The organism is Faecalicoccus pleomorphus DSM 20574 (assembly GCF_000420345.1).
GTDB classification, from domain to species: Bacteria; Bacillota_I; Bacilli_A; order Erysipelotrichales; family Erysipelotrichaceae; genus Faecalicoccus; species Faecalicoccus pleomorphus.
The window spans coordinates 13,899-27,183 of record NZ_ATUT01000001.1 but is presented as its reverse complement, the minus strand read 5'-3'; the positions used below and the strand labels follow the sequence as shown (position 1 = coordinate 27,183).

The following is a 13,285-nucleotide window of genomic DNA, read 5'->3' as shown; positions in this document are numbered from 1 at the left end:
GAGGAAATGACATGAATCCAAATTTTGAACATGATGCCTGCGGTATCGGTACCGTGGTGCAAATTGATGGAAAACAAAGCTATGATGTTGTGGATAAAGCGCTGCATATTGTTGAAAAGCTGGAACACCGTGCCGGAAAAGATGCCAGTGGTAAAGTCGGCGATGGTGTTGGTGTACTCTTACAGATATCGCATCGATTCTTTTCAAAGATTGCCAAACAGGAAAATATTTCCCTTGGAAAAGAAAGAGAATATGGCATTGGTATGTTTTTCTTTCCCCAGCAGGAATTAAAACGTAATCAACACAAACGTCTGTTTGAAACCATTGTGAAAAACGAAGGTGCCCGATTATTAGGTTGGCGTACCGTTTGTTGCCACCCGGAAATCTTAGGACAATCGGCTAAAGACTGCATGCCTTATATCGAACAAGCTTTTATCGAAAAACCGGAAGGTATAGAAAAAGGCTTTGCGTTTGATCGGCTTTTATATGTGATTCGTCGTGAATTTGAAAAAAGTTGCCCGGAAACATATGTAGTCTCCTGTTCCAGTCGAACAATTGTTTATAAAGGAATGTTTTTAGTCGGACAGCTTCGTAAATTTTATGAAGACCTGCAAGATACAGATTATCAGAGTGCTATTGCGATCGTGCATTCTCGATTTTCAACCAATACAACCCCTTCCTGGCAGCGTGCGCATCCCAATCGTCTGATCGCGCACAATGGAGAAATCAATACGATTCGCGGCAATGTCGATCGAATGCTGGCCAGAGAAGAAAGCATGTCTTCTGACTTTCTGGATGCCAATTTAAAGAAGATCCTGCCAGTCATCAATGCCAAAGGCTCCGATAGTGCCATGTTGGATAATACGCTGGAATTCTTGATGATGAATGGTATGCCTTTGGCTAAAGCTGTCATGATTACGATCCCCGAGCCATGGAAACACGTACCTATGGAAGAACATAAAAAAGATTTTTATCACTACTATGCGACCATGATGGAACCATGGGATGGTCCGGCTGCCATTCTCTTTTCAGATGGCGATCAGGTAGGTGCTGTATTAGATCGTAACGGTTTACGCCCAGCCCGTTATATGATCACCAAAGATAATCTATTGATCTTATCCAGTGAAGTCGGTGTATTGGACATTCCTGCCGAAAACATCCTCTGTAAATCACGATTGGAACCGGGAAAAATGGTATTGGTCGATACAAAATCTAAAAAGATGTATAGCGATATCGAGATCAAAAATCATTTTGCGACATCAAATCCATACGGAGAATGGCTGGATTTACATCTTCTGCATTTAAAAGATCTGAAAGCACCGGATAAAAAAACACAAATGCACACACAGGAAGAACGCAATCGACTGTACAAGGTCTTTGGTTATACATATGAAGATATCCAGGATGAAATCTTACCTATGGCAAAAAACGCCAATGAGCCTACTGCCAGTATGGGTACCGATATTCCATTAGCCGTTTTAAGTAATCGTCATCCTTTACTCTTCCATTACTTTAAACAGTTATTTGCTCAGGTTACCAATCCGCCGATTGATTCTCTTCGTGAAGAAATTGTCACCGATACAACCGTGTATATCGGAAGCGATGGAAATCTCTTACAGGAAAAAAGTACGAATTGTAAAGTTTTAGAAGTCAACAACCCCATCTTGGATGCCCGTGATATGGATAAGATTCGAAACTTGCAAAAAGAAGGCTTTCAAAGCGCTACGATTTCCCTTTTGTTCTACCGCGGAATGCCTTTACAAGAAGCTTTGCATCATCTGTTTATCGAATGTGATCGTTTGTATAGAGATGGTGCCAACATTTTAATTTTAAGTGATAAAGGCGTTGATGAAAGCCATATGGCTATCCCCAGTCTGCTGGCAGTATCGGCTTTAGAACATCATTTGGTACAAACGAAAAAAAGAACAGCTGTATCCATCATCCTAGAGAGTGGCGAGCCAAGAGATGTTCATCAGTTTGCCTGTTTATTAGGCTATGGGGCAACGGCCATTTATCCTTACCTGGCTCATGAATGCATTGAAGAAATGATTGAAAAAGACATCTTAGATAAAGAGCCTTCTGTTGCGATTCGCGACTATAACGAAGCAATACTTCATGGTATCGTCAAGATTGCCGCAAAGATGGGAATCTCTACCCTACAATCGTACCAAAGTGCCCAGATTTTTGAAGCCATCGGTATCTCTAAAGAAGTGATTGATCAATACTTCACCAATACCGTATCGCGTGTAGGAGGAATCGGCTTAAAAGAAATTGAAGAAGACCTTATCGTTCATCACGATCATGGTTTTGATCCATTAGGTCTTTCTTGTGATACCAAGTTAGACAGCTATGGTTTCCATAAGTTAAGAAGTGGGCAAGGTAAAGAAGATCATCTCTATGATCCGAAAACCATCGTAACGCTGCAAAGGGCAACGCGAGAAAACGATTACGAACTTTTTAAAGAATATACAAAACGAGTAAATGACAAGGAACATCCTCATACATTAAGAGCCTCTTTGGAATTCAAATCCAATCGAAAACCGATTTCGTTAGAAGAAGTCGAACCCGTATCCGAGATCGTAAAACGATTTAAGACCGGAGCAATGTCGTATGGTTCAATTTCTGAAGAAGCACATACTTGTATGGCCATTGCGATGAATCGACTGCACGGAAAATCTAATTCCGGTGAAGGCGGTGAAAAGCCGGAACGTTTAGGCACTGAAAAAAATTCAGCCATCAAGCAGGTCGCCAGCGGTCGATTTGGCGTAACCAGCGCTTATTTGGTCAGTGCCAAAGAAATACAAATCAAAATGGCACAGGGTGCAAAGCCCGGCGAAGGTGGACATCTGCCAGGTAAGAAAGTCTATCCATGGATTGCCAAGACGCGTTACAGTACTCCCGGTGTTACCTTGATTTCACCACCACCTCATCATGATATTTATTCTATTGAGGATCTTGCACAGTTAATCTATGATTTAAAAAATGCCAATAAAGAGGCACGTATCAGCGTTAAGCTTGTCAGTGAAGCCGGTGTCGGAACCATTGCCAGCGGTGTAGCCAAAGCCGGAGCCACCGTTATATTGATTTCCGGTTATGATGGTGGTACCGGAGCAGCTCCCCAATCCAGCATTCACCATGCAGGATTACCTTGGGAATTGGGATTGGCCGAAACCCATCAAAGCCTGATTGACAATCACCTGCGCTCTCGTGTTATTCTGGAAACCGATGGTAAACTGATGACCGGAAGAGATGTAGCCATTGCCTGCTTATTAGGAGCCGAGGAATTTGGCTTTGCGACTGCACCATTAGTAACTATGGGATGTATGATGATGCGTGTTTGTAATCAAGATACCTGTCCTTTCGGTGTTGCGACACAAAACGATACCTTGCGTAAACGCTTTAAAGGAAAACCAGAATACGTAATGAATTTCATGTTGTTTATTGCCCAGGAATTACGTGAGATCATGGCAAGCCTAGGCTTTAGAAGCATCGACGAAATGGTTGGTCACAGTGATTGTCTGCAAATGCGAAACGATTTAAAACCAAGACAAGCTATGTTGGAGTTACATTCTCTGATTGGAAAAGATCGAAATGTGCATTATGATCCAAGGGATGGCTATGACTTTAAGTTGGAAACAACGCTGGATTCTACTCAACTGATTCCTGGTTTTAAACCGTATATGGACTCAAAAATCAGTCATACGATTAATGTGAATCTATCCAGCACGGATCGAAGCGTCGGTACTTTATTCGGTTCTTTGATCACCAGGCAATTTGGCGATACCTTACCGGAAGATACCTTTGTCGTACATGGAAAAGGTGGTGCCGGTCAATCTCTGGGTGCCTTCATTCCAAAAGGATTGACGTTAAAGATTACCGGTGATGCCAACGATTATTTTGGTAAAGGATTATCCGGAGGAAAGCTTGTGATTGCACCCGATCCTACATCCTCTTTTAAAGCCGAAGAAAATGTCATTATCGGAAATGTCGCCTTGTATGGTGCAACCAGTGGTAAAGCCTTCATCCGCGGAAAAGCCGGTGAACGCTTCTGTGTACGAAATTCAGGCGCGACTGCAATTGTCGAAGGTTGTGGCGATCACGGTCTGGAATATATGACAGGCGGTTATGCCGTGGTTTTAGGAAAGACCGGAAAAAACTTTGCCGCCGGTATGTCTGGTGGTGTAGCCTACGTTCTGGATGTTGATCATGCTTTATACAAAAACGTGAATAAAGAACTTGTATCCATTGAAGAAATCATTAGTAAATCCGATAAAGAAAAACTGTATGAAATCTTGCATGAGCATTATAAAGAAACAAGTTCAGCAGTGGCACGACACATTTTGGATCATTTTGATGATGAACTGCAACACTTTAAAAAAATCATTCCAAACGACTATAAAAAGATGTTGAAATCCATCAAAGATTTACAGGACAAAGGGTATCATCAAGAAGAAGCAGAATTAAAAGCCTTTACCATGGCTTTTCAAAAGTAGGAGGTCAACATGGGAAAACCAACAGGATTCTTAGAATATGAACGTAAAAATAATGTTGCACTTAGTGCATTACAACGCATTCAAAACTTTTTGGAATTCCATGAAGACATGGATATAGCAGAAAGACAAAAACAAGGAGCTCGCTGTATGAATTGCGGCGTTCCTTTCTGTCAGTCGAGCATTGAATTAAAAGGTATGACAACCGGTTGTCCGTTACACAATTTGATTCCGGAATGGAATGATGAAATTTATAAAGGACATATGCAGCAGGCACTATCCAGATTGTTGAAAACAAATCCCTTTCCGGAATTTACCGGACGTGTCTGCCCTGCCCTTTGCGAAAAGTCATGTTTGAATGGTGTTGACAGTGATCCTGTCACCATCAAAGAAAACGAATACTTCACTATTGAAGAAGGCTTTAAAAATCATTGGATGAAAGCACAGAAACCAGAAGTCAGAACAAATAAAAAAATCGCCGTCATCGGCTCCGGCCCTGCCGGACTCAGTGTTGCGTATGCCCTAAACCAAAGAGGACATCAAGTAACTGTCTTTGAGAAGGAAGATTCCCCCGGAGGATTATTGATGTATGGCATTCCCAACATGAAATTGGAAAAAGAAATCATTCAAAGACGAATCCAACTCTTAGAAGAAGAAGGTATTCAGTTTCAATGTAATGTCAATGTAGGAATAGACATTTCAAAAGAAGAACTGACAAAAGAATACGATGCGATTGCCATGTGCATCGGCTCTAAAAAGCCAAGAGATCTTGTCTTTGAAAATCGAGATACTAAAGGCATTTACTTTGCGGTCGATTATCTAACCAATGTCACAAAACATCTTATCAAAGGTTCAAAAACAGAAAGTGCCAAAGGAAAACACGTTGTAATTGTAGGTGGTGGTGATACTGGAAACGATTGTGTGGGAACCAGCATTCGTCAGGGCTGTAAATCCGTCACACAGATTGAAATGATGCCTGAGCCACCCAAAGATCGGCTAGCCTCCAACCCATGGCCAGAATGGCCTAAAATCTTAAAAACGGATTATGGACAACAAGAGGCCATTGCGGTATTTGGAAAAGATCCAAGACTTTATGAAAGAACGATCAAAGAAATTGAAGTGAAAAACGATAAGATAAAATCTGTCACTTTAACCAAAGTTCAATTCACCAATGGGAAAATGGAATTTGTCAAAGGATCAGAACAAAAAATCCCATGTGATTTATTGTTGATTGCCGCTGGTTTTATCGGTGTAGAAGATGATGTAAAAAAAGCGTTTGCCCTTGATATGTCACCAAGAAATACTTTTGTGACGAAACCTAATTCTTATCAGACCAAAGAAACAAAGATCTTTGCGGCCGGTGATGCGCATAGAGGACAATCCTTAGTCGTATGGGCCATTCACGAAGGATTAGAATGCGCAAAAGAAATCGACACTTATTTAATGGGATATACTAATTTAGAATAAGAATAAGGAGTTAATTTTCAAAGAATTAACTCCTTTTTCGATTGTGATCATATATTAACCATCATATTTATCATACCTTACAATTTCCTCTATACTTCTTTAATATACGCTTAAATTCTTCCAGCTGTTCCAGTCCTTCTTGTAAGATGGAATCTTGGCATATCGCATCGTTATCGGAACGATAAAATGTAATCTGAATATCATTGAATAGATTGATGATTGCATATGTACCATAAGCATATGAACCACGGTTGACCATCAAGCTTCCCGGATTCACAAAGGTAATTCCATCTATTTTCTTAATGATCGGTACATGAGTATGTCCATGAAAACATAGCGTACTGTGATGCTCTTTACATAAAGCTAACAATTCATCATATCCATCATAGATATGATATAAATGTCCATGTGTCACACACATATTTTTGTAGATCACGTATGGAGGATATGCATCTTCATCATGATTGCCTCGAACCGCAATGTCAAACTGCTTCATCACTTTATCATTTTTTGGTAAGGCGGAATCTCCACAATGAATCATCAAATCTACCATGCCCTTATATTTTTTAACGATTCGCGGCAGATGATCCAAAAAACGATGACTGTCACTCACCAGTAAGATTTTCATCTGTGAATCTCCGATCTATTTCATTTATGGTATTTTGAATAATTTGTTGGGGATCTTCGGCCACATCCAAATTCTGTGCGCAAATCAGTTGTACATCATCTGTTCTAAAAAAATAGGAAAAAATACCCTGAATATATTCAAAACCAAACGGTTTATAAATACGACCTCCGGAAGTTGTCACATAGTACACTTTCTTACAACGACAACAATTTTGACAATTCCCTTCCTGGTCATAATAAAATGTAACGCCCTGACAACATATCATTTCAATATAAACCTTTAAAAGAGAAGGAAACGATAAATCATAATACGGAGCTGCGATCACTATGATATCCGCTTGCGAAAATTGTTTGGCATATTGAGTAAGATATGTTCCATTTTCTCTTTCTTTCAATCCATTTTGATTTAAAGGATGAAGATTTGTTTCCTCTTGTAAATATATTTCTTCCACATTCCCCTGCAAATGATGCAGTAAATGTCGAGCAAGTGCATCTGTTCTTGAATGCTTTGAAATTGTACTGTTGATGTATAAAATGTTATTCATTTTGATATTCCTTATATTTCTTCATCCAATATTCATGATCTTCTTCATGAATCTCTCGCAACACATGACAAGGATTTCCAACCGCAATCACATGGCTGGGTATATCTTTAGTGACAACACTGCCAGAGCCAATGATGCTGTTTTTCCCAATTGTGACGCCTGGATTAATAATTACATTGCCGGCAATCCATACGCCATCTTCAATCACTACGCTAGAAGCATATTCCAAATCCATTTTTCGAATGGCAGGATCAATGGGATGCGAAACTGTATAAATGGAAACTCTGGGGCCAATCAGCACATCATCTCCAATGATGACTTCCGCTTCATCTAAAATCACGATACCAGTATTTCCCTGAAAGTGTTTTCCAATTGAAATATTGATTCCATGATCACAATAAAATGGCGGTACCAAAGAAATGTCATCATACGATTTTTTAAACTTCTTACATAATTCTTCCAATGGCTTTCTATCTTCCCAGTAAGCACTGTCATTAAATGCTTTCAAGTAAGGACGAAGCTCTCTCCATGTCGGTTTTTCCAATCGAAATGGATTGTATAGCTTTCCTTGTTTCATCTTTTCTGTTTCCTGCATACAATGTCCTTTCTTGAGTAAAAAAGAGGTCAGAAGACCTCTTTGTGCTATTTCTGCTTAATCGCTGCCTGAGCGGCTGCCAGACGAGCAATTGGTACACGATATGGTGAACAAGATACATAGCTCAATCCCAATTTATTGGCAAATTCAATACTGGATGGATCTCCACCATGTTCTCCACAGATACCTAATTTAATATCCGGACGTGTCTGACGACCTAAAGTCACAGCCATCTCAATCAATTTTCCGACACCTTTCTGGTCTAAACGAGCAAATGGATCGTTTTCATAAATTTTGGCATCATAGTATTCAGGTAAGAATTTACCGGCATCATCACGTGAGAAGCCAAAAGTCAACTGTGTTAAGTCGTTTGTACCAAAGGAGAAGAATTCAGCTTCCTGTGCCAATTCATCAGCCAACAGGGCAGCTCGAGGCACTTCGATCATCGTTCCGACATGATATGTCAATTCTACACCAGCTTCGGCAATGATCTGATCGGCTGTTTCCGTTACCATTTTCTTTACATACTGTAATTCTTTTAAATCACCAATTAACGGAAGCATGATTTCCGGTTCAATGTTCCAGTCCGGATGTGCTTTATTCACATTGATGGCAGCTTTAATAACAGCAGCTGTCTGCATATGCGCAATACCTGGATTGGAAACGTCCAGACGACTTCCACGATGTCCCATCATCGGGTTTACTTCATGCAATCCAGAAATTACCTGTGCTAATTCATCGTAAGAGATGTTCATTTCTTTGGCAAGCTCTTTGATATCTTCTGGATCGGTTGGAACAAATTCATGCAAAGGTGGATCCAAGTAACGAATTGTCACTGGTCTTCCTTCCATAGCTTCATAAATACCCTCAAAGTCTTTTTGTTGCATTGGTTCCAGTTTATTCAATGCGGCCTGCATCTGTTCATCAGTCTTGGCAACGATCATTTCACGAATTGCTTTAATTTTATCACCTTCAAAGAACATGTGTTCAGTACGAACTAAACCAATACCTTCAGCGCCAAATTCAACGGCCTGACGGGCATCTCTTGGAGTATCTGCATTCGTGCGAATTTTCAATGTACGCGCTTTGTCTGCCCAACTCATAAAACGCTCAAAGTTACCACTGATTTCTGCTGGTACCGTTTCAATTTTTTCTCCATAAACATTACCGGTAGATCCATCAATTGAAATCCAGTCTCCACGATTATAGCGCTTTCCGCCGACAACGAAGTACCCTTCTTCTTCGTGCATTTCAATATCACCGGCACCGCTGACACAACAAGCTCCCATACCACGGGCCACAACGGCTGCATGGCTGGTCATACCACCACGTACCGTCAGGATACCTTCGGAAACAGCCATACCTTCAATATCTTCCGGACTTGTTTCCAAACGCACTAAAATCACTTTCTTTCCAGAATCGGCTTCTTCTTTAGCCTCATCGGCTGTAAAGACAATCTGTCCGGAACCAGCTCCTGGACTAGCCGGCAAAGCACTGGTAATGGCTGTAGCCTTTTTTAAAGCTTCCGGATCAAACATTGGATGCAGCAGAGCATCTAATTGTTGCGGTTCTACCATCAATAAAGCTTCTTCTTCATTGATCAAGCCTTCATCCACCATATCACAGGCTATTTTTAAAGCAGCCTGCGCCGTACGTTTACCATTACGCGTCTGCAACATGAACAATTTACCGCCTTCAATGGTAAATTCCATATCCTGCATATTCTTATAATGATGTTCCAGTTTTGAACAAATATCTACAAACTGTTCATATGCTGTAGGACTGACTTCCTTTAATTGATCGATGGATTGTGGCGTGCGCACACCGGCAACAACATCTTCTCCCTGTGCATTCATCAAAAATTCACCAAACAATTTGTTTTCGCCGGTAGCCGGACTGCGTGTAAAGGCAACACCGGTTCCACAGTCTTCGCCCATATTACCGAAAACCATCATCTGTACGTTAACAGCCGTTCCCCAGGAGCTAGGGATATCGTTCATACGACGGTAGTAAATAGCACGTTCATTATTCCAGGATTTAAATACCGCCTCAATAGCTTCCATCATCTGTGTTTTTGGATCCGTTGGGAAACTTTCATGTAATTCAGCCTGATAGAATTCTTTAAAACGCTCAACCAAAGTCATCATGTCTTCTGCCGTAAGTTCCAGATCATCCTTGATTCCTCTTTGTACTTTCACTTCATCAATGATTTCTTCAAAACGTTTTTTGCTCAACCCTTTTACCACATCGGCAAACATCTGAATAAAACGTCGATAAGAATCATAGGCAAAACGAGGGTTTTGTGATTTATCCGCAATCGTTTTGGCAACGACATCATTGATTCCCAGGTTCAAGATCGTATCCATCATACCAGGCATACTGGCTCTGGCTCCGGAACGAACCGATACTAATAGAGGATTTTGCGCATCCCCAAACTTTTTACCCGTTTCTGCTTCCAGCTTTCCCAGATACTCCATAATTTGTGCCTGGATTTCTTCATTTATCGTTTCACCATCTTCATAATATTTGTTACAAGCTTCTGTAGTGATGGTAAAACCATTCGGGACAGGCATTCCCAATTTGCTCATCTCCGCAAGATTGGCACCTTTTCCCCCAAGAAGTTCACGCATATTCGCATCACCTTCTTGAAAAAGGTACACGTACTTTGTTGTCATTATTTAATCCTCCTAACTACGTCAATATGTAAACGTTTTCAACGTCACTATTATAGCACAGTTTCTTTCAAAACATAGAAAAATGTACACAATATCTGTATTCACATCGTATGTAAAAAGACATTTCTTTATCCATTTCCTGTTTTCATACTCTACATTTTTTATTTTTTTTCATACAAAAAAGCGGTCGTTAAACCGCTTTCGTCTATAATATTCTTTATAACTGTACCTGTGCTGGCTGTTCTGCACGTACCCCGCCGCAGATTTCATAATTGGGACAACTTGGATTACAAGATTCTTCAATAACCGGCCGAAGTTCGGCAGGCATCATGGTTGTAATCTCATCATCATCGTAACCCACAACCAAACTTTTCTTCGATAACATAATCGGTCTTTTCAAGATGGATGGATTCTTCTGAATCAAAGTAACTAATTCTTTCATCGAGTAATCATCAATTCCTTTTTTCAAAGATTGAAATGCCTTTGAACGAACCGAAATGATATCTTCGGTTCCATTTTCACATCGAGACAGTATGTATTTAATTTCATTTTCATCGAGCAGTGTCGTAAAAATATTTTTTTCCTTGAATTCGATTTGGTTGTCCTTGAGCCACTGCTTCGCTTTACGGCAGCTTGCACAGCCAGGAGATGTATATATAATTACCATAAATATGCCTCCTTTTCACGTAATCCTATTATAGCACTATGAAATTAAAATACCATTGGTTTTTACAACAAATTGAGGTAAAATAAGAAAATAATTGGAGGGATGAAGATGGAGCGAATGTTAAGCGGTATCAAACCGACAGGAAGATTGACTTTAGGCAATTATATTGGGGCGATTTCTCAATTTGTTAAGTATCAGGATGAGTATGAATTATATATTTTTATTGCGAATCAACATGCGATCACGGTCCCCATTGAAGCCAAAGAGCTCAGACAAAATACAAAAGATTTGGTTGCTCTGTATCTGGCCAGTGGTTTAGACCCAGAAAAAGTAACAATTTTTCTACAAAGCGATGTATCTGCCCATGCCAAATTGGGATGGGTCATGACTTGTATGAGCTATATGGGCGAATTACAGCGAATGACACAATATAAAGATAAAACTGCTAAAGGGGAAAGAGGCATCACGGCCGGTTTATTTACCTATCCCAGCTTAATGGCTGCCGATATCTTATTATATGATGCCAAATATGTACCGGTAGGAATCGATCAAAAACAACATGTGGAACTGGCACGAAATCTGGCAGAACGTTTTAATAATCGGTATAGTGACACTTTTGTGATTCCGGAACCGTTAATGACCACCGTAGGTCAAAAAATCTATTCACTACAGGATCCAACCAAAAAAATGTCAAAATCCGAAACCAATCCAAAAGGAACGATCGATTTGTTGGATGATCCATCGGCTGCCCGCAAGAAAATCATGTCAGCTGTAACCGATTCTTTAGGCATCATTCAATATGATCCAGAACACCAGCCGGGTCTGGCAAACCTTTTAACGATTCAATCTGTACTTTCCCAAGAACCGATTGACAGCATTGTAAACCGCTTTCAGGGAAAAGGATATGGTGAACTGAAAAGGGAAATTGGACAGACTGTATATGATTTTTTAAGCGATCTTAAGGCAAAATACAAAGATGTTTTAGATCGAAAGATTGTGGATCAGGTTCTTCAAAACGGTGCCCAAAAAGCCAGCAGCATTGCGAATAAGAAAATACAAAAAGTATATCGCAAGGTCGGTTTCATCATTACAAAATAGAAAGAATAAGGCATAAAGCCATTTTCCCTATTCTTATAAAATAACTAAATAGATAGACCGAGCTGGCTCGGTCTTCTTTTTATGGAAAAACACTAGACAGTAAGAATCTTCCTATACAAATTTTTATCTCAGGTATTTTCATTCAAAGACATTGAACCAGCGTTATTACGTCTATTTGTCTTTTTTGTACTATAGATCAAAACCAGATTTCCTATGACAGACTTTTCCTGCAGCGTAAACAAAAAAAGTGTCTCTCTATTTATAAGGTTGACACTTTCAAAGCTTGATTTCCTTTTTATAAAACATAGAAAAATAAAATCACCAAGATACCTAAGACAATGCGATACCAGCCAAAGGCCGTAAAATCATGTTTGCGTACATAGCTCAATAAAGCTCGAATCGCAAATAAAGAAACCACAAAGCTGATAAAGGTTCCAAACAGAAGAACAATCAACTGTCCAAAGGAGAAAAAACCGGATTCCATAAAATACTTCACCAGTTTTAAACCACTGGCTCCCAACATGATCGGTACAGCTACAAAGAACGAAAATTCACTGGCAATCGTCCTTGTACAACCACTGTAAAGACCACCTAAAATGGTCGAACCCGATCGGGAAGTACCGGGAATCAACGCCAGGCATTGAAAACAACCGATCTTTAAGCTTGTCTTATAATCCAGTTCATCGAGTGTATATATGGTTGGTGTTTTGGGATGTTTTTCCACAACGATAAAAATGATACCGTAGGCAATCAATGTAATCGCAATGATAAAGTTGGCACTTAAATACCCTTCAATGATATCATCCAACAAGAAACCAAGAATGGCGGCCGGTATAGCACCCACGATCACTTTTTTCCACAATTCAAAGGTTTCTTTCTGTTTTGCCCGACTTTTCTTTTTACTCCAGGGATTCAAACGATGAAAATAAAGCACAACGACGGCTAAAATACTTCCAAATTGGATGACCACTTTAAAAACCTCAAAAAAATCAGCTGGTTCTAACGGTAAAATGCTGTCCAACAAGATCAAATGACCGGTACTGCTGATAGGAAGCCATTCTGTAATTCCTTGTACGATTCCAAAAAGAATAGATTTAAGTAGATCCAGAATAAACTGCATA

At 40.0% G+C, this 13,285-nt stretch carries 9 protein-coding genes; 3 read left to right on the top strand and 6 right to left on the bottom strand.

The features are described from left to right. Window positions 1–11: 11 nt before the first annotated feature. Together gltB and G413_RS0100115 are read left to right on the top strand one after the other, a co-directional pair. The gene (gene gltB / locus G413_RS0100120; protein WP_022788923.1) at window positions 12–4,493 is read left to right on the top strand and encodes a glutamate synthase large subunit; all 4,482 of its coding nucleotides are present in this window, start codon (window positions 12–14) and stop codon (window positions 4,491–4,493) included. A 9-nt stretch (window positions 4,494–4,502) separates the two neighbouring features. After that, a complete protein-coding gene (locus G413_RS0100115; protein ID WP_022788922.1) occupies window positions 4,503–5,957 on the top strand; it encodes a glutamate synthase subunit beta in 1,455 nt (484 codons plus the stop codon). 70 nt (window positions 5,958–6,027) lie between these two features. On the opposite strand, the gene G413_RS0100110 is transcribed toward G413_RS0100115, so the two are convergent. The 5 genes from G413_RS0100110 to G413_RS0100090 form a co-directional block, all read right to left on the bottom strand. Then, window positions 6,028–6,585 carry a YfcE family phosphodiesterase gene (locus G413_RS0100110; RefSeq protein WP_022788921.1) on the bottom strand — a complete coding sequence of 186 codons (558 nt, stop codon included), beginning with the start codon at window positions 6,583–6,585 and terminating at the stop codon, window positions 6,028–6,030. Next, window positions 6,563–7,129 carry an NAD(P)H-dependent oxidoreductase gene (locus tag G413_RS11615; RefSeq protein ID WP_022788920.1) on the bottom strand — a complete coding sequence of 189 codons (567 nt, stop codon included), beginning with the start codon at window positions 7,127–7,129 and terminating at the stop codon, window positions 6,563–6,565. Before G413_RS11615 ends, G413_RS0100110 begins: the two co-directional genes overlap by 23 nt. Beyond that, window positions 7,122–7,724 (bottom strand): sugar O-acetyltransferase, encoded by a 603-nt coding sequence (locus G413_RS0100100; RefSeq protein WP_022788919.1) that lies wholly within the window; start codon window positions 7,722–7,724, stop codon window positions 7,122–7,124. The genes G413_RS11615 and G413_RS0100100 overlap by 8 nt, the downstream gene beginning before the upstream one ends. Before the next feature lie 47 nt (window positions 7,725–7,771). Further along, window positions 7,772–10,399 (bottom strand): pyruvate, phosphate dikinase, encoded by a 2,628-nt coding sequence (ppdK, locus tag G413_RS0100095; protein WP_022788918.1) that lies wholly within the window; start codon window positions 10,397–10,399, stop codon window positions 7,772–7,774. Between the two features lie 217 nt (window positions 10,400–10,616). After that, window positions 10,617–11,066: a Spx/MgsR family RNA polymerase-binding regulatory protein gene (locus tag G413_RS0100090; RefSeq protein ID WP_022788917.1), complete on the bottom strand. Its 450-nt coding sequence runs from the start codon at window positions 11,064–11,066 to the stop codon at window positions 10,617–10,619. Window positions 11,067–11,174: 108 nt separating this feature from the next. Here G413_RS0100090 and trpS point away from each other — a divergent pair, with 108 nt between their 5' ends. Beyond that, on the top strand, window positions 11,175–12,164 hold the full coding sequence (gene trpS, locus G413_RS0100085; protein ID WP_022788916.1) for a tryptophan--tRNA ligase: 990 nt from the start codon (window positions 11,175–11,177) through the stop codon (window positions 12,162–12,164). A gap of 295 nt (window positions 12,165–12,459) precedes the next feature. On the opposite strand, the gene G413_RS0100080 is transcribed toward trpS, so the two are convergent. Beyond that, entirely contained in the window at window positions 12,460–13,284 is an 825-nt protein-coding gene (locus G413_RS0100080) for an undecaprenyl-diphosphate phosphatase (RefSeq protein ID WP_022788915.1), read from the bottom strand. Window position 13,285: the final 1 nt, after the last annotated feature.